15 protein-coding genes are annotated in these 18115 nt (G+C 55.6%); 9 read left to right on the top strand and 6 right to left on the bottom strand.

The genetic code is table 11. The features are described 5' to 3' along the window. Nucleotides 1–65: 65 nt before the first annotated feature. Genes C5Y44_RS12330 through C5Y44_RS12305 form a run of 6 tightly spaced genes read left to right on the top strand, consistent with a single transcriptional unit; the run spans nucleotide 66 to nucleotide 6429 of the window. The gene (locus C5Y44_RS12330) at nucleotides 66–1553 is read left to right on the top strand and encodes a fumarylacetoacetate hydrolase family protein (RefSeq protein WP_105325201.1); all 1488 of its coding nucleotides are present in this window, start codon (nucleotides 66–68) and stop codon (nucleotides 1551–1553) included. Beyond that, nucleotides 1534–2229 carry a GntR family transcriptional regulator gene (locus C5Y44_RS12325; RefSeq protein WP_105325200.1) on the top strand — a complete coding sequence of 232 codons (696 nt, stop codon included), beginning with the start codon at nucleotides 1534–1536 and terminating at the stop codon, nucleotides 2227–2229. The genes C5Y44_RS12330 and C5Y44_RS12325 overlap by 20 nt, the downstream gene beginning before the upstream one ends. Next, nucleotides 2222–3736 (top strand): 5-carboxymethyl-2-hydroxymuconate semialdehyde dehydrogenase, encoded by a 1515-nt coding sequence (hpaE, locus tag C5Y44_RS12320; protein ID WP_105325199.1) that lies wholly within the window; start codon nucleotides 2222–2224, stop codon nucleotides 3734–3736. The genes C5Y44_RS12325 and hpaE overlap by 8 nt, the downstream gene beginning before the upstream one ends. Before the next feature lie 45 nt (nucleotides 3737–3781). Continuing rightward, nucleotides 3782–4858: a 3,4-dihydroxyphenylacetate 2,3-dioxygenase gene (gene hpaD / locus C5Y44_RS12315; RefSeq protein ID WP_105325198.1), complete on the top strand. Its 1077-nt coding sequence runs from the start codon at nucleotides 3782–3784 to the stop codon at nucleotides 4856–4858. A gap of 21 nt (nucleotides 4859–4879) precedes the next feature. Next, complete coding sequence (gene hpaH / locus C5Y44_RS12310) at nucleotides 4880–5665, top strand: 2-oxo-hept-4-ene-1,7-dioate hydratase (protein WP_105325197.1); 786 nt, start codon at nucleotides 4880–4882, stop codon at nucleotides 5663–5665. After that, nucleotides 5650–6429: an HpcH/HpaI aldolase/citrate lyase family protein gene (locus C5Y44_RS12305; protein WP_105325196.1), complete on the top strand. Its 780-nt coding sequence runs from the start codon at nucleotides 5650–5652 to the stop codon at nucleotides 6427–6429. Before hpaH ends, C5Y44_RS12305 begins: the two co-directional genes overlap by 16 nt. Here the strand turns inward: C5Y44_RS12305 and C5Y44_RS12300 are convergent. From C5Y44_RS12300 to C5Y44_RS12290, 3 genes are all read right to left on the bottom strand, one after another. Further along, nucleotides 6426–8048 (bottom strand): HNH endonuclease signature motif containing protein, encoded by a 1623-nt coding sequence (locus C5Y44_RS12300; RefSeq protein WP_105325195.1) that lies wholly within the window; start codon nucleotides 8046–8048, stop codon nucleotides 6426–6428. The two genes, C5Y44_RS12305 and C5Y44_RS12300, sit on opposite strands and share 4 nt — an antisense overlap. A 95-nt stretch (nucleotides 8049–8143) precedes the next feature. After that, nucleotides 8144–9226 carry a maleylacetate reductase gene (locus C5Y44_RS12295; protein ID WP_105325194.1) on the bottom strand — a complete coding sequence of 361 codons (1083 nt, stop codon included), beginning with the start codon at nucleotides 9224–9226 and terminating at the stop codon, nucleotides 8144–8146. A gap of 15 nt (nucleotides 9227–9241) precedes the next feature. After that, entirely contained in the window at nucleotides 9242–10165 is a 924-nt protein-coding gene (locus C5Y44_RS12290; protein ID WP_105325193.1) for a helix-turn-helix domain-containing protein, read from the bottom strand. Between the two features lie 144 nt (nucleotides 10166–10309). Between C5Y44_RS12290 and C5Y44_RS12285 the strand changes: the two genes are divergently transcribed. Then, nucleotides 10310–11722 (top strand): aldehyde dehydrogenase family protein, encoded by a 1413-nt coding sequence (locus tag C5Y44_RS12285; protein ID WP_105325192.1) that lies wholly within the window; start codon nucleotides 10310–10312, stop codon nucleotides 11720–11722. On the opposite strand, the gene C5Y44_RS12280 is transcribed toward C5Y44_RS12285, so the two are convergent. Together C5Y44_RS12280 and C5Y44_RS12275 are read right to left on the bottom strand one after the other, a co-directional pair. Then, nucleotides 11719–12375, bottom strand: coding sequence for an MOSC domain-containing protein (locus C5Y44_RS12280; protein WP_105325191.1), 657 nt, complete (start codon nucleotides 12373–12375; stop codon nucleotides 11719–11721). The genes C5Y44_RS12285 and C5Y44_RS12280 overlap by 4 nt on opposite strands. Before the next feature lie 36 nt (nucleotides 12376–12411). Continuing rightward, nucleotides 12412–13968 carry an alkaline phosphatase gene (locus C5Y44_RS12275; protein ID WP_105325190.1) on the bottom strand — a complete coding sequence of 519 codons (1557 nt, stop codon included), beginning with the start codon at nucleotides 13966–13968 and terminating at the stop codon, nucleotides 12412–12414. Between the two features lie 294 nt (nucleotides 13969–14262). On the opposite strand from C5Y44_RS12275, the gene leuS reads away from it, so the two are divergent. Both leuS and C5Y44_RS12265 read left to right on the top strand, forming a co-directional pair. Beyond that, nucleotides 14263–17106 carry a leucine--tRNA ligase gene (gene leuS, locus C5Y44_RS12270; RefSeq protein WP_105325189.1) on the top strand — a complete coding sequence of 948 codons (2844 nt, stop codon included), beginning with the start codon at nucleotides 14263–14265 and terminating at the stop codon, nucleotides 17104–17106. 169 nt (nucleotides 17107–17275) lie between these two features. Continuing rightward, nucleotides 17276–17743, top strand: a complete 468-nt coding sequence (locus C5Y44_RS12265; protein WP_105325188.1) for a hypothetical protein — start codon at nucleotides 17276–17278, stop codon at nucleotides 17741–17743. A gap of 69 nt (nucleotides 17744–17812) precedes the next feature. Here C5Y44_RS12265 and catC read toward each other — a convergent pair whose 3' ends face one another. Further along, nucleotides 17813–18109, bottom strand: coding sequence for a muconolactone Delta-isomerase (gene catC, locus C5Y44_RS12260; RefSeq protein WP_105325187.1), 297 nt, complete (start codon nucleotides 18107–18109; stop codon nucleotides 17813–17815). Nucleotides 18110–18115 lie beyond the last annotated feature (6 nt).

Here is an 18115-nt window from a genome sequence, read left to right as displayed (position 1 = left end):
TTGCCCTATGGAATGAAATGATATACGATTTGTGTCAAATATCAATGAGCAGAAAGGAATTCTTCGTGACTGTTCCTTCGTTCCTCCCGGATAACCCGGGCAAAATGATTGCTGTCCATGTGGCGTTTGAGTCGCGGGCGGCACAGCGTGGACGTCGGCCTAAGTATCCGAGCTACTTCATTAAGGCAACTAGTACTCTCGCGGAATCTGACGGAGTAGTAGAACGCCCCGCCGGCACTGAGTTGTTGGCGTTTGAAGGTGAAGTCGCTTTGATCATCGGCAAGCCGGCGCGCAACGTCTCCCTTGACAAGGCTTGGGAGCATGTTGGCTATGTCACCGCGGCCAATGATATCGGTTTATACGACTACCGGGCGCAGGATAAGGGCTCTAACACCCGTTCCAAGTCGCGCGATGGCTACACCCCGATTGGGCCAGAGCTTATCGATGCCCAAAGTATCGACCCCAAGTCCCTGCGCCTGCGCACCTGGGTCAATGGCGAAGTTGTCCAAGAAGACGGCACCTCCGATGAAGATCTAATCTTCCCGCTGGCGCAATTTGTTGCAGACTTGTCGCAGCACATGACCTTGGAGACCGGCGATATTATCTTGACCGGCACCCCGGCTGGCTCGACCGTCATCGTTCCTGGTGACGTGGTCGAGGTAGAAGTCGATGTCCCTGGTGGCGTGACTTCGGGTCGTTTGAAGACCACCGTCGTCGAGGTCGAATCCTCCTTTGACCCGGCAGTGGGCATGTTGCCGAATGTGGATGACAAGCAGCGCGAAGATGCTTTTGGTGACCGTGAGTCCGCTGGTCTGCCACCAGTTGAAGATAAGCAGACCATCTCGCCAGAGCTGAAGGCCAAGCTGCAGAAGGCTCCAACCGCGGGTCTTTCTGCTCAACTGCGCAACCGCGGCAACGTGGATTGCTTTATTGAAGGTGTCTTCCCGCAAACCACTGGTACCAAGCTGGTCGGCGTGGCTCGTACCTTGCGCTTTATTCCTTTCCGCCCGGACCTGTTTAAGTCCCACGGTGGAGGACTGAATGAGCAAAAGGCTGTCTTTGATTCCGTGCGCGAAGATGAAGTCATCGTCATCGAAGCCCGCAGCACACGTGAGGCCGGAACCTTGGGCGATATTCTGGCGCTGCGCGCGCAAGCTAATAAGGCAGCTGGCGTGGTTACCGATGGTGCTGTGCGTGACTATGAAGAAGTAAAGCGCATTGGCCTGCCGGTCTTTAGCCAAGGTCCGCACCCATCAGTTCTAGGCCGCAAGCACGTGCCATGGGATTCCGATATCACCATCGCATGTGGCGGAGTGGCAGTACAGCCAGGAGATATCATCGTCGGCGATGATGATGGCGTTCTTGTCATCCCACGCGATATCGCCGAAGAAGTCGTGGACGCAGCACTGCGCAAAGAACACGAAGACGAATGGGTAGCAGCCCGCGTTGCCGAAGGCGCAAGCCTAGACGGATTGTTCCCGCCAACCGGCAAGAACAAAGAGGCCTACCAAGAATACTTAGCGGCGAATCCTGATGACAGCGCAACTAAGTAATCAATCCAAAGCGGAGCAGGCCTATGCGTGGATCCGGGAGAAGATTCGCACCCGTGAATATGAACCCGGATACCGCTTGGTGCTCTCGACCATCGCCGATGCACTGCAGGTCAGCGTCGTTCCAGTACGCGAGGCCATCCGGCAGCTCGAGGCAGAAGGTTTAGTCACCTATGAGCGCAACGTGGGCGCTCGGGTTTCTACTTACAACCAAGCGGTGTACTTCGAAACCATGGAGACCATCGCGGTGTTAGAAGGTCGAGCCACTGCCCTGTCCGCACCACTGTTGACCGCGGAGGATCTGAACCAAGCCCGCCGCATCAACCAACAGATGCGGGACCTGCTGAATAATTTCGACCCTCTTGAGTTCACGCACCTTAATAAAGAATTCCACCAGACGTTGTTTAGCAAGTGCCCGAATGCTCGGTTGGTGCAGTTGCTTTTCGATGAATGGGAGAACCTCGAATACTTCCGCGTCTCTACTTTTCGGTATGTGCCACACAGAGCAGAGCAATCAGTAGAAGAGCACGACAGATTAGTAGCGCTTATCGAAGCTCAGGCAGAAGATTTCTACATCGAATCTCAAGCCCGCAACCACCGCCTGACAACCGCAACGACCTACCGCCAACGTTTAAATTCCGAAAGTCATCACGAAGAACAAGGAGTGCACAATGACTAACAACGATGCAGCAAAGCCACAGGATTTGCCAGAGAAGATCCTTCACTACATCAACGGTGAATTCGTCCCATCCGTCGACGGCGATGAGTTCGATGTCATCGACCCAGTCACCAACCAGACCTACATCAAGGCCGCATCCGGTAAGCCGGAAGACATCGACAAGGCAGTCGCTGCAGCTAACGATGCCTTCAAGAACGGCCCTTGGTCTTCCATGCTTCCTCGTGAGCGGGCTCGCGTCCTCGATAAGATTGCAGACGTTGTGGAATCCCGCGCGGATGTTCTGGCTACCTGGGAGTCCTTCGACTCCGGTCTGCCAATCACCCAGGCCACTGGCCAGGCAAAGCGCGCAGCAGAAAACTTCCGTTTCTTCTCAGATCTGATTGTCGCGCAGGCCGATGATGCCTACAAGGTTCCAGGCCGCCAAATCAACTACGTCAACCGCAAGCCCATCGGCGTCGCTGGTCTGATTACCCCTTGGAACACTCCGTTCATGCTGGAGTCCTGGAAGCTTGCACCTGCTTTGGCTACCGGTAACTCTGTCGTGCTCAAGCCAGCAGAGTTCACCCCGCTGTCCGCTCAGCTGTGGGCTGGCATCTTTGAGGAAGCTGGCTTGCCAAAGGGCGTATTCAACCTGGTCAACGGCTTCGGTGAAGAGGGCTACGCTGGTGACCCATTGGTCAAGCACCCAGACGTGCCACTGATTTCTTTCACCGGTGAATCCCGCACCGGCCAAATCATCTTCGGCAACGCAGCACCGCACCTCAAGGGCTTGTCGATGGAACTCGGCGGCAAGTCCCCCGCCGTCGTCTTCGATGATGCCGACTTGGACGCAGCTATCGATGCCACCATCTTCGGTGTATTCTCCCTTAACGGCGAGCGTTGCACCGCTGGCTCCCGCATCCTGGTCCAGCGCGGCATCTACGACGAGTTCGTCGAGCGCTACGCAGCGCAGGCTAAGCGCGTCAAGGTTGGTCTTCCATCCGATCCAACCACCGAAGTTGGTGCACTGGTCCACCCAGAGCACTACGAGAAGGTCACCTCCTACATCGAGATTGGCAAGCAAGAAGCCAAGCTGGCCGCCGGTGGCGAGCGCCCCGCAGAATTCCCAGAAGGCAACTTTGTACAGCCAACCGTGTTTGTCGACGTGGATCCATCGGCACGCATCTTCCAGGAAGAAATCTTCGGCCCAGTCGTAGCAATCACGCCATTCGACACCGACGAAGAAGCACTCGAGCTGGCCAACAACACCAAGTACGGCCTGGCTGCCTACATCTGGACCTCCGACCTGAAGCGCTCCCACAACTTCGCGCAGAACGTCGAAGCCGGCATGGTCTGGTTGAACTCCAACAACGTCCGCGACCTGCGCACCCCATTTGGTGGCGTCAAGGCATCCGGTCTGGGTCATGAGGGCGGCTACCGCTCCATTGACTTCTACACCGACCAGCAGGCTGTTCACATCAACTTGGGCGAAGTCCACAACCCAGTCTTCGGCAAGCAAACCAACTAGTTTCCTTTATCCACCACTCCCCTTTTAACCCCACTAGGAGTCATCATGACTGAAGTCCAAGCCCCAGATATCCTGCGCTGTGCCTACATGGAGATCATTGTTACCGATCTGGCCAAGTCGCGCGAATTCTATGTCGATGTTCTCGGCCTCGTTGTCACCGAAGAAGACGACAACGAGATCTACCTGCGCTCCATGGAAGAGTTCATCCACCACAACATCGTGCTGAAGCAGGGCCCAGAAGCGGCTGTCGGCGTATTCGGCTACCGCGTGCGCACCCCAGAAGATGTGGATGCAGCGGAAGCTTTCTACAAGAACCTCGGCTGCCGCACCGAGCGCAACAAGGATGGCTTCGTCAAGGGCATCGGTGACTCCGTCCGCGTCGAAGACCCACTGGGATTCCCTTATGAGTTCTTCTACGAAGTCGACCACGTAGAGCGTCTCGCTTGGCGCTATGAGCTTTACAGCCCAGGTGCTTTGGTTCGCTTGGACCACTTCAATCAGGTCACCCCAGATGTGCCTAAGGCTGAGAAGTACATGGAAGACTTGGGATTCCGCGTCACCGAGGCAATCCGCGACGACAAGGGCACTACCTATGCTGCGTGGATGCGCCGCAAGCCAACCGTGCACGACACCGCGATGACCGGCGGCGATGGCCCGCGTATGCACCACATCGCATTCGCTACCCACGAAAAGCACAACATCTTGGCCATCTGCGACAAGCTCGGCGCACTGCGCAAGTCCGATGCCATCGAGCGCGGCCCTGGTCGCCACGGCGTCTCCAACGCTTTCTACCTCTACCTGCGCGATCCAGACGGTCACCGCGTGGAAATCTACACCCAGGACTACTACACCGGCGACCCAGACAACCCAGTCGTTGTGTGGGACGTGCACGATAACCAGCGTCGCGACTGGTGGGGCACCCCAGTTGTTCCTTCCTGGTACACCGACGCTTCCCGCGTCCTGGACCTCGACGGCAACCCCGTTCCTCTGGTCGAGCGCACCGATGCCTCCGAGCTGGAAAAAACCATCGGCGCCGACGGTTTCTCCTACACTCGTGCAGAAGACGAGCAGGACATGCCAGAGTGGAAGCAAGGCGAGTACAAGTTGGGTCACCAGCTTTAATCGCAGGAGGAGTAATCGACGATGCTATCTCAAGACCAGCTAGAAGACATCGCTAAGCAACTGCATGAAGCGGAAAACAGCCGCACCATGATTCCGCGTTTGACCGCAACTTATCCCGATATGACCGTGGAAGATTCCTACGCGGTGCAGGGAAAGTGGGTCGAGCGAAAAGTCGCCGACGGCAAGCGCTTGGTTGGCCGAAAAATTGGCCTGACCTCGAAGGTCATGCAGGAAGCCACCGGCATCACCGAGCCAGATTATGGCGCGATTTTCGAAGACCAGATCTTTGAAAACGGCTCTGTCATCGAGCACGCACAGTTCTCGAATGTGCGCATCGAGGTCGAGCTAGCCTTCGTCCTCAAGGAGGACCTGTCCGGCCCGAATGCCAGCATCTTCGATGTTCTGCGCGCGACCGAATATGTTGTGCCCGCGCTCGAGATTCTGTCTTCGCGCATTGAGATGGAAGGCCGCACCATCGTCGATACCATCTCCGACAACGCCGCGCTTGGCGCCATGGTCTACGGCGGCAACCCCGTCGCCCCGGACGCCGTGGACCTGCGGTGGGTCTCTGCCCTGCTCTACCGCAACGAATCCATCGAAGACACCGGCGTCGCCGCGGCCGTGCTCAACCACCCAGCGATGGGCGTCGCCTGGCTGGCCAACAAACTGCACGCGCACGGCGAAACCCTCAAGGCCGGCGAAATCATTCTGGCCGGGTCGTTCACCAAACCAATGTGGGTTCACCCAGGCGATACCGTCCACGCCGACTACGGCGAGCTAGGAGCAATCACATGCCGTTTCCAGTAGAACTTCCAGACACGTTTGCCAAGCGCGTCACCGATGCGGACAGCGCGCAGGTAGGACTCTTCATCTCGTCGGGTTCGGAAACCAATGCAGAGATCGTCGCTTCCGCAGGCTTCGATTGGCTGCTTATCGATGCCGAGCACTCCCCTTACGGCCTTGAAACCATCACCAGCTTGTTGCGCACTGTTGCGGCCTATCCTGCTACCCCAGTGGTACGGATTCCAGTCAACGACACCGTGCTGATCAAGCAGTACCTGGACTTGGGCGCGCAAAACCTCATGGTTCCGATGGTGCACAACGCCGAGCAAGCCGAAAAGGCAGTCGCCGCGATGCACTATCCACCCCGCGGAGTCCGCGGTATCGGTGCAGCACTGGCACGTTCCTCCCGGTTCAATGGCGTCGATGACTACCTGAACAAGGCGAGCGAGACCGTGAGCCTAACCGTCCAGGTCGAGTCTGCCGAAGCGGTAGAAAACGCCGCAGAAATCGCTGCTGTCGACGGCGTCGATGCTATCTTCATCGGCCCTTCCGACTTGGCTGCATCCATGGGTCTTTTAGGCCAGCAACAGCACCCTGACGTGCTAGCTGCTGTGGATACGACCTTCAAGGCAGTCCGCGATGCCGGCAAGCTCGTTGGCATCAATGCCTTCAACCTCGAACAGGCCCAGGCCTATATCGATGCTGGCGCATCCTTTGTCTGCGTCGGCGCTGATGTTCAGCAGTTGGCGAGTGCTACCCGTGCCCTCGTGGAGAAGTTCAAGGGCTAGAACGGTGGGTCTTCAGGATTGGTAGGAACCTTCGCGGGTTCCTCCGATTCTTCTGACTTCTCGGTTTCTTCATTTCCTTTCTCTTTTTGCTTCATAATTTCTTCGGCAAGCTCGTGCGCGAGCTTTTCAGCCTCCTCCAGAATCCGCCGTTCATTCTCTGCGCGTTCATGCTCCAGAAGTTTCTTCTGAATCCGTGCCCATGGCGCGATACCGTCATTAATGTCGAGGTCGAGGCCCATTTTGTGGATAGCTTCGAGCAACGCGAAGACGTTGTCATTGGCCATGAGCGGATTTTCTCCCTCAAAGTCACCTTCGCGCAGTAATGCTTGAGCTAATTTCACGTCATCGACCCATAACTCGTCGATAATGTCACGCTGGTCTTGCTCGCGCTTGTCCTCTTCGGCGCGCTTTTTGTAGTATTCATCGATGGCATCGGCAAGCTCATGCGCACTTTCCTGCGCATTCTTGCGCCGCGCTGCAATCTTTTGTTCAAAAGTCTGCAGCCAATTCTTCGCACCTTTACCGATAGGTCCGTCTTGTGCTGTGTCAGAGACCCAGGTGCCGTCCTCGAAGAGCCAGAACACGACATCCGAGATGGGATCGACGATATACATCGCGCGAGTATCAGTCTTGATGTTGTGATGGTGCTGGCACAGGGCGAACAGGTTCGACGGCGAGGTCGGACCACCCTCATCAAAGTTGTGGCGGTGATCCAGCTGGCAATTCTGTGCGGGAACCGAGCAGCCTGGCCACCGGCAGGTGCCATCGCGGCCTTCGACGAAGGTACGGATGGCATCGGTGGGTTGGTAGCTTGCTGTCTCCGCATGAGCAGCTTCATCAGCGTCGATGATGGTTGCGCCCTCGCGCAGCCTTTCGACGGTCTCTGGGCCCACCCACCCGAAGCCTTGCAGGAAGGCTGGCGCGTTCTCAATGTCCTTTGCGCTAAACAGCACCAGCTTGGTTACTGCATCCTTGGCTGGGGTGTCGCCGCTGAGGACTTGCAGCATGGCCTCCGCGCGGCTGATGCCTAGGGCATCAGCGGTTGCTTTGACGCAGTCCTCGGCTCTTTGGATCTCTTCGTGCGGTGCTTCTACCGCTAGTGAGGAAGAGTTAGCGGTTAGTTTGTCTTTGACCATGCGGCGCTGCGGCCGTGGGTCTTTCACCGGAACACGGTCATCGAACTCATTGACAAGCTCCCGGACTCGCTGGCTGATGCGTTTTGCCGAAGGGAGCTGCTGATTTTCTAGGCGTGGAGTGAGATAGTGAGCAATCTTGCAGTCTATCTCTTGGATGATGTCCTCCCCTGCATCATTCCCGAGCTTCGACAGGGCTGTATCGATGGCGATAACTCGTGGGAAAGCCAAATGCCAGTGCTTTTGAATCACCGCGTATAACTGCGGCAATTCGTTGGTGAGACGTTGTAGGGCGAGGAAAGTTTTGGTGACTACTTTGACAGATTGCCCATAATGGCGGGCGCACTGTTCGGAAACTAATTCGAAATCTTCTTCTAGTTCAGGAATTAACTTGAGCCACGCGTCATATTCGGCGTAGCGGGCGGCGGTGTAAAGTTGGGCTAAAGGTTGGGATAGGTTGTTAACTGCATAGAAATGATCAGCCATAACATTCTCATCTGTTTAGAACTAACTTTCAAACATGATGATATAGCCACCGATCACTCTTGCGCTAGTTCGAACAAACAATCGAAATCAAACTGTTACCTCATGTTCGAGCGCGGGAAAATATCCTCGCCAGTCCATGCGGTAAATAGAATTCGCGTGATGTTATCTAGGGAAGCTTCGCGTGGGTTTCCGTAGGATTCCTCGTGTACTTGGCGGGCGATACGCGGGATATCTGCATAAGACATTCCCAGCGATGCCAAGGAGGCAGGGGCTCCTAGTTTGGTGGCCAGCTCCCACAGTCGTTTCGCGGGATTCTTCGTGCCACCGAGCGCACGCGATAATGCCCCCACAGCAGTTGGTATTTCTGGCTGGTTAAACGCTAGAACATGCGGCAACATCACGGTGTGAGTCTCCGCATGTGGGAGGTTGAGCGTCCCGCCAAGAGCGTGGCATATTTTGTGGTGTAGCGACATCGTAGTGGAGCCTAGGCAAGCGCCGCAGAGCCAGGCGCCATAGAGGGCATCGCTACGCGCCTGAAGGCTTTCTGGGTTGGCGGAAATCGCGGGCAAGGCGGTGGTTAATGCGCGAACGCCCTCTTCTGCCATGAGCGAAACAATTGGTGAGCGATCGGGTGCGTAAAGTGCCTCCACAGCATGCGCGATGGCGTTGAATCCGCTGGTCACGGAGGTATCTACGGGCAGGTCCGTGCTAAGTGAGGGATCGTAAATAACACTTTTGGGCAGGACCTTCTCATCGCGGCCGGTTTTCTTCTTGCCAGAAGCCGTACTCCCCCAGACCGTGGTCATCTCTGAACCGGCATAAGTCGTTGGAATGGCAATAGTGGGCAATCCCAGCTCAAGTGCCACGGCTTTGCCCAGTCCAATTGCAGAACCACCGCCGATGCTCACGCAGCCATCAGCGCCTAAGTTTTCAACCTCGGCGATTACATCCTCGGCTAGCTCTTGAGGCACGTGCATGACTGCCTTGGGGATGGTGGTGAGATGGAAGGCGCCGAGGGCATCGGCAAGCAACTGCCCCAGTTCTTTCTGGCCCGGCGAACACAACACCACAACCTTTTTCATCCCAAGGTGTTCAAGCTCTTCTGTGATGACATCAAATGCCCGCACGCCGAAGCGCACGCGCATGGGAAGTGCCTGGTAGGTGAACTGCTGGGTCATATTCTTCTCCCCTATCTATGGTCGCAAGACGCGGGTGCGAAAGGCGCTCGGTGACTCTCGGAACTCTGCTTTAAAAGCGCGCGAGACCTGCGAAGGATCATGAAGGCCGTAGCGCGCGGAAACGGTGGCGATGGAATCGCCTTTGTGCAAGGGGTTGGCTAAATCGGCGCGGATGCGTTCCAAGCGCCTAGTTCGAATATAGGCGCCCACGGTGGTCTTATGCGCAGAAAAGCGCATGTGCAGCTGACGCACGCTGACAAACAGCGCCTGGGCGATAGACTGTGGGCCCAAATCCGCGTCAGCAAGATGCTTATCGATGTACTTTCGTGCCTGCTCAAATAACAAATTCTCAGGCTGCGAATCCAGCTCAGAGGCGAATACCGCCACCAACATATTCAGCGCTGACTGCAATAGCGCACCTGCGTGTGGGCCTTCAAGGACTTCGATATTGTCTGCGAGCTGTTCAAAGAGCGGAACCATGACCCTGCCCAGACCATGGTCGCGGGAAACTGGGCGTGCTGTGATCGTTTCGATTTGAACTGGGGTGAGGTGCAGATAGCTCTGCGGAAAAAGTACGACGAGCGAATGCTGGTCCTGTAAATACTGCAGCTCATACGGACGGTGGGTGACATACAGAGCCAAATCCCCCGGATTTAGCTGACATTCGCGGCCATCTTGGCGCAGCGTTGAATTGCCGCGCAGCTGCAAACTGAGCTTGCAATAGGAAATATCCGCGTCCCGAATGTCGCCAGCGCGCCGGGTGACAGAGTGCGCGCCGGTGCGCATATCAAATAGAGACACATCCCCTGCTGTGGCGGCTCTTAGCTCTACCTGGAAAAATGCGGGATCGTGGGCGTTGATATGCAGCTTGCCAAAAGCCTCGTCTGAAGCAATGCGCCACTGGTTAAGATCCAGATGAGAGACGGGTAAATGTGGCATAACCCAACTATATCGCCTGGCGGGTGGGTAAGAGTCTCGTTGGGAAACAACAACTGTGCGCGCAAACACAACACGAAAGTGACGTGAGCTATATCCTAGTGGTTAGTGTGATTTTAACGGTTACTAACTAATAAGGAGCACGTCGTGTCTCAGTTCGATACCTACGATTCCCTACTCAATTCCATCGTTGCGGAATCTGGCGATGAAGTAAAAAACCCAGCCACCGGTGAGGTCGTCGGCATTGCGCCTGCTGGTACCCCAGAAGATATGGAACAAGCCATTGCGCGCGCCCGCGAGGCGCAAAAGGACTGGGCCAAGCTGGGTGAGGAAAAGCGCAATGAGCTGCTGCTCGCTGCTGCCGATGCCATCGAAGCTGCGGCAGAACCCCTCGCGGAGCTACTTTCTCGCGAACAGGGCAAGCCGCTCAACGGCCCGAATGCCCGCTTCGAGGTCGGCGCATGTTCGGCGTGGCTGCGTGCCACCGCTTCCTTCGAGTCTCCTGACCACACCGTTGTGGAAGACGGCGAGACCACGGCGAAGGTCTTCTACCGCCCACTCGGCGTGGTTGGCGCAATTGGCCCATGGAACTGGCCAATGATGATTTCCGTATGGCAGCTGGCCCCAGCATTGCGCATGGGTAACACGGTTGTCATGAAGCCTTCCGAATACACTCCGCTGTCTGTTCTGGCGCTGGTCAAGGTCATTAACAGTGTGCTGCCAGAAGGCGTGCTCAACATCGTCACTGGCGATGGCAAGGTGGGTGCGGCGCTGTCGACGAGCCAGGGCATCGACAAGCTGATGTTCACTGGCTCGACCGAGACTGGCCGCAAGATTGTTGAATCGACCGCCGCTTCCCTTGCGCGCGTGACTCTGGAGCTCGGCGGCAACGACGCTGGCATTGTGCTTGACGATGTTAACGCCAAGGAAATCGCCGAGGGACTTTTCTGGGGAGCTTTCATCAACACTGGTCAGACCTGTGCCGCGATGAAGCGTCTGTACGTTCCGGAATCTATCTATGACGAGGTCGTTGACGCGCTCGTTGAGGTGGCCAAGAATATGCCGATGGGCGTGGGTCTGGAAGAAGAAAACGTGCTGGGGCCGCTGCAGAATAAGCAGCAGTTCGATATCGTCGACAAGCTGGTCAAGGCTGCTAAGGACGGCGGCGCACGCGTGCTTGTCGGCGGTGAGCCTGACTACGACCAGCCGGGTTACTTCTTCCCTACTACCCTGGTCGCTGATATCGACAACGACAACCCATTGGTTGCCGAGGAACAGTTCGGCCCAGCCCTGCCGATTATTAAGTACTCGACTGTCGATGAAGCCATTGAGATGGCCAACTCTCTCGATGTGGGCCTTGGTTCTTCAGTCTGGTCTGCTGACCGCGAGCGCGCCCTTGAGGTCGCCTCGCAGCTCGAAGCCGGTACCACCTGGATCAATGCCCACGGCAACGTGGACCCACGCATCCCATTCGGTGGTACCAAGAACTCCGGCTACGGCGTCGAGTTCGGTGTGGAGGGCCTCAAAGGCCTTGCCTACCCACACGTTGTAAACGGCTAATTTACCCGCTCTAAACGGCGTGCAAGCTGTTCGTGGTGATGCCCAGGTAAACAATGGGCATTCACCACTTTTTCTAGGTTTTCTTTGGCACCCATCTTCACGGCGAACGCTTCAGCCATAGTCACGCCGTGGCTCGGTGCTTCTTCAAGAATTATCTCGTCATCCGGGGTGATGGTGCCAGGGGAGATAACTCGAAAATAAGCCCCGCAGTCGCCACGCGCCGTGAACTTTTTCACCCACCCTTTTTCTTCTAGCCAAGCAGCAAAAGTCGCGCATGGGGTACGGGGGACAGAGACCTCTAGAACCGCGGTTCCAATTCGAACGCGCTGATTGATGACAAGACCACCCAGGTCGATGCCCTGGGTGGTGAGGTTTTCGCCAAAGGAGCCATCGTAAAGCTTTCTACCTAGCTCATCTTGCCAAAAGTCCAGCTCTTCGCGCGAGAATGCATACACGGCTTTGTGTTCACCGCCGTGGTGCTGGTCATCGCCAATAAAATCTCCGGTTACGCCGGAGCCGTCGCCGTAATTTGGTCCGGGCGCGAACACGGAGATGGATTCGGCCGGCTGTTTATCGATCCCGGTGCGGCTGTAGGTACCAGCCGCATTGTGGCGGGGGACGGCAATATTGGTGGAGATAACGCGTGCGTTCATGCGTCTATTTAACCACCCGCAGGAGCAAGCGGCAGCTTAGGTGAACTGACGGATCAGGCGGTCAATCGCAGAGGTGTCAATGGTAACAACACCCAGGGACTGGGCGAGTGCTACCAGTGCACCAATGACAGCAGCCATGATGCCCGCGCCAGCAAGCCCAGAGAAGGCGTTGCTGGAACCAGAAGCAACAGGCTTCTTGTCATCATCGTCGTTTCCACCGTTGTTGCTGCTGTCGGTCCACCAGGTGTTTTTCGCTAGCTTTGCGATGTCAGTGTTGTCAATGTAACCACCGCGCACTGGGTCGGTGCCCTTGACCTGGCCCATGATGTCTTCAGAGCCCGCGCCCTTGAAGAAGAAAGGAACTACCTGGTTGGTGTGGTCGCCGGAGTACCACTCGTGAGTTGGCAGGGTAGACGTGTCACCGGCCATGACATTCCACTTGCCTTCTTCTGGCTCGTTCATGCCGGAGAGGTAGCCGGTTTCGTGGTCAGCGGTAACAATCAACAGGGTTTCTTCCCAGTTGGAGTTGGTCTCAACCCACTCGATGGCGGCGTCAACGGAAGCGTTGAAGTCCTGCATTTCTTCAATCTCACGTGCGGACTGGTTAGCGTGACCAGTCCAGTCAATAGCGCCGCCCTCAATCATGACAGTGAAACCATCTTCGTCCTGGCCCAGGACATTCAGCGCGCCAGTGGTCATGGTTGGCAAATCAACCACGTCATTCATCGGGTCGCTGTATGGGGTGGAGTTCTCATCGCCCGTGCGGCCTTGCTGCAAGGTTGAGCCAACCTGAGGGATACCGAAGTACTTGCCGCCTTCAGCAACTTCGCCGTTGGCGAGTGCCTCGAACTGCTCATTGTTTTCCATGAATTCCCAGTCGGACTCACCAGATGCCAAAGCATCGAATTCTGGCTGGTCGATGTATTCGTAGGCTGGAGTAGCGCGGAGGTTATTGCTGTCATCGTAAAGCGGGTGACCAGCGCCCATGATGACGCTCAAGTCGGACTCAAACATCTCCTTGGCGATCTCGTCAAAAGCGTTGCGATCCGGGTTGTGAGCTGCGAAAGCAGCAGGGGTTGCATGCGAGAAAGGTACGGAAGAAACGACACCAGCAGACTTGCCCTGCTTGATAGCCATCTCAGAGAGGTTTTCCATGGCGTGTCCATAGTTGGACATACCCAACACGCCGTTTTCTACCTTGGTGCCAGTAGCCATCGCGGTACCTGCAGCGGCAGAGTCAGTGATGATGCCTTCCTGCACGTACTCATGGCTGGCCCAAGCCTGCTCTGGATCATAGGAACCGCCCATGGAGTAGGTGGTCTGCGATAGGCGGTTGAAGTCCTCATAAGACTGAACGGAGTTGCCCTCTTGTTCCTTAATGTCTTCAGAACCGAACTCGCCGTCAACCAAGTACTTGGACTGGCCGGATTCGTAGAGGTTGTTATAAGCAACGTGGTTGTAGCCCATGCCATCACCAATCATGTAGATGATGTTCTTCGGGCCGTTGGATTCCTGGGCAGAAACCGGAGCAACAACAGTTGCGGAGATAGCCAAGCCAGCAGCGATCGCGATAGCGCGATTAAAACGACGCATTAAATTTTCCTTTAAGCAAGAAATGAATTGAACATCCACAGGCTAGGAACCCAAAGTTGCTAGGCAGAGAAATCAAAGTTAATTGCCAGCAAACAATAAGCAACTAGGAAATATTTTGTTCATAAAGCAATTTCTGGTTTGCTAATTGGCCTGCTCAACATAACTTTTGAGCGCGCCGGGGGAGACGTGCCAGCGACCTGAGTGCGATGGACTCGACATCGTGATGTGGCTAAGCGCAGGGGAGAAGTATCCAACTTACGCTGCTGGTGGGTTGACCTACTAGACTGTGATGCTATGACGAACCCTAGTGAAACCACTACGCACCGCTATACCCCGGAACTGGCGACTGAGATTGAACAGCGCTGGCAGAAGTACTGGATTGATAACGGCACTTTTGATGCCGCCAACCCAGTAGGGAAGTTAGCCACCGATAAGCCATTGCCTAAGGACAAGCTCTTTGTCCAGGACATGTTCCCTTATCCTTCCGGTGCGGGTCTTCACGTTGGTCACCCGCTGGGTTATATCGCAACTGACGTCTTTGCGCGCTATAACCGCATGCTGGGCAAGAACGTTTTGCACACTTTGGGTTATGACGCTTTCGGTCTGCCGGCGGAGCAGTACGCTATTCAAACTGGTACGCACCCACGCACGACCACGATGGCGAATATTGAAAACATGCGTCGTCAGCTGGGCATGCTGGGCCTGGGTCATGACCAGCGCCGTTCGGTAGCTACTACGGATCCGGAATTCTATAAGTGGACGCAGTGGATCTTCCTGCAGATTTACAACGCTTGGTTCGATGAGGATCAGAACAAGGCGCGTCCAGTTTCTGAACTGATCGCGGAATTAGAAGCAGGCACCCGCACCACCAAGGATGGTGCTGTTTACAACGACTTGTCTAAGGCTGAGCAGGCTAAGGCTGTCGATGAGTTCCGCCTGGTTTACTTGTCCAACTCCACTGTGAACTGGTGCCCGGGTCTGGGTACGGTTTTGGCGAATGAGGAAGTTACTGCTGATGGCCGCTCTGACCGCGGCAATTTCCCAGTCTTCCGCAAGAACTTGAGCCAGTGGATGATGCGTATTACCGCGTACTCGGATCGCTTGTTGGATGACCTGGAGCTGCTGGATTGGTCGGACAAGGTCAAGTCCATGCAGCGCAACTGGATTGGCCGTTCCCGCGGTGCAGAAGTAACTTTCGATGCCCAGGGCCATGACATCCGCGTATTTACTACCCGTCCTGACACCTTGTTCGGTGCTGAGTACATGGTGCTGGCTCCTGAGCACGAGCTGGTGAAGGAACTGGCAAGCACCGAAGATTACGGTGCGGATATCAACACCAAGTGGACCTACGGCAAGAGCAACCCACAGGATGCTATCGATGCTTACCTGAAGGACATTGCGTCCAAGACGGAGCTGGAGCGTCAGGAAAACAAGGAAAAGACCGGTGTATTCATCGGTGCTTATGCCACCAACCCGGTCAACGGCAAGCAGATCCCAATCTTCATTGGTGACTACGTGCTGATGGGCTACGGTACCGGCGCGATTATGGCTGTGCCAGCGCACGATACCCGTGACTACGAGTTCGCTACTGAGTTTGAGCTTCCTATCACCGAGGTTGTTGCCGGCGGCGACATCACCGAAGAGGCATACACCGGTGAAGGCACCGTGGTGAACTCCGCGAACGATAATGGCCTAGACATTAATGGTCTGAGCAAGTCCGATGCCATCGCCAAGACCATTGAATGGTTGGAGTCCAAGGACTTAGGCGTTGAGAAGATCCAGTACAAGTTGCGTGACTGGCTCTTTGCCCGCCAGCGCTACTGGGGCGAGCCTTTCCCAATCGTCTACGACGAAGACGGCCAGGCACACGCACTGCCTGAGTCGATGCTGCCGATTGAACTGCCAGAGGTCGAGGACTACCAGCCGGTGTCCTTCGATCCGGATGATGCTGATTCCGAGCCACAGCCACCATTGGCGAAGGCCAAGGAGTGGATTGCGGTTGAACTCGACCTGGGTGAGGGCACCAAGACCTACTACCGTGACGCGAATGTCATGCCGCAGTGGGCTGGTTCTTCCTTCTACCAGCTGCGCTACATTGACCCGGTCAATGATGAGGCAGTAGTAGATATTGAGAATGAGCGTTACTGGACTGGTCCACAGCCAGATGTTCACGGCCCGAATGATCCAGGTGGCGTTGACCTGTACGTCGGCGGTGTGGAGCACGCCGTGCTGCACTTGCTGTACTCCCGTTTCTGGCACAAGGTGCTCTATGACTTGGGCCATGTCACCTCCAAGGAGCCATACCGTCGCCTGTATAACCAGGGCTACATCCAGGCGTATGCCTACACCGATTCCCGCGGCATCTACGTGCCAGCAGCCGAGGTAGAGGAGAAGGACGGCAAGTTCTTCTACAACGGAGAAGAGGTCAACCAGGAATACGGCAAGATGGGCAAGTCGCTGAAGAATGCGATTGGCCCGGATGATTTCTGTGAGGAATTCGGCGCGGACACCCTGCGTGTTTACGAGATGTCGATGGGTCCTTTGGATACCTCACGTCCGTGGGCAACCAAGGATGTCGTCGGTGCGCAGCGCTTCTTGCAGCGCCTGTGGCGCCTGGTCGTTGATGAGACCACCGGTGAAACCACGGTTACGGATGCAGAGCTTAACGATGAAGACTTGAAGCAACTGCACCGCACCGTCGCCGGTATTCGCGATGACTACGACCACCTGCGCGCGAACACTGCTGTGGCGAAGTTGATTGAGTACACCAACTACTTGACTAAGAACTACGGCAAGAGTGTTCCACGTGCTGCGATTGAGCCAGCATTGATCATGACGGCGCCGGTTGCACCGCACATCGCGGAGGAGCTGTGGAATAAGCTCGGCCACGAGGACACCATCACCTTCGTTGACTTCCCAACCTTTGATGAGAAGTGGCTCAAGGACGATGAGATTGAGATTCCAATCCAGGTCATGGGCAAGGTCAAGTCCCGCGTATCCGTGCCAGCAGATGCCGATCAGGAAACGGTACTGGCCGCCGCGCTTGCCGATGAAAAGATCGTCGCGCTTACCGATGGCAAGACCGTGGTCAAGAAGATTTACGTCCCTGGACGCATGGTTAACCTGGTCGTGAAGTAAGAAAGCAGCCCGGCAGCTTTCTTACGAGCTCATTAGAAAAGTCCGAGCATCCTGCAATTATAGTGCAGTGATGCTCGGGCTTTTTGGAAATAACCTTCTCCTTAGCCATTAGTACAGTTGATTTTTTGCACTTTACTTCTGGTTTTGGAAGTAAGAAAGGTTATTTTCCATGTCTAAAGCTAGTTTAAATTTTCACTCTAGAGTATTTGGTTTCAATGCTTTCAAGGGCGCAATCGTCGTCATTTTCGCAGTGCTTACTGCATTCTTCTTCTGGAGCAATGACTACACTGTTGCGGCAATTCTGGCCGTCGCAACCATGGTGATTGCCGCTTTCAATATCGCCGTCGATGCAAATCCGCAGCGTATCAAAATATTCGCGCTGTGGATTCCGGTGCGTACCATCGATATTTCAGACATCAAGAACATTGAACTGCTCAGTAGCGCTCCTTTGTCAGAGCGCGCCACGCTAGGCGTGCATATCTTAGATGGTTCTTGGTCTTACCATGCGGGACCAGCCACAATGCGTATTGTCACTCACAGTGGAAATCACATTCGGGTGAGCGTGGACAACCCAGAAGCTCTTCTCGCTCTGGTAAACAGCAGCTCCCCAGCACCGACGGGAGCTTTTCGCTCATAAACTACCCGGAGATCTAAAAAGCCCGAGCATCCGGCAATTTAAGTGCAGTGATGCCTGGGCTTCAATTATTTAGTCCTCGCGCAGGTAGTACTTCAACGCGTTGGGGTGCTTGGCCAGTGGCGTGATTTTTACGTCCATGTATTTGAACATGGGGAAGCCGCTGAGGATGGTGTGCAGCTCATCGTGGTCATCGACGTCGAAGATGGAGTAGTTGGCGTACTCGCCGACGACGCGCCAGATGGCGCGCATGATGCCTTTTTCTTGCAAGTTGCCGGAGTATTCCTTCTCGCGGGCCTGGAAGTCAGCGGTTTGTTCAGGGGTGAGTGAATCGGGGAAATTTACATCCATGCGTGCCAAAAACAGCATTCGTAT

It is taken from the genome of Corynebacterium sp. J010B-136, assembly GCF_002967075.1.
Taxonomy (GTDB): Bacteria; Actinomycetota; Actinomycetes; order Mycobacteriales; family Mycobacteriaceae; genus Corynebacterium.
Note: the sequence above shows the minus strand (reverse complement) of the source record. Positions and strands in the feature narration are given on the sequence as shown.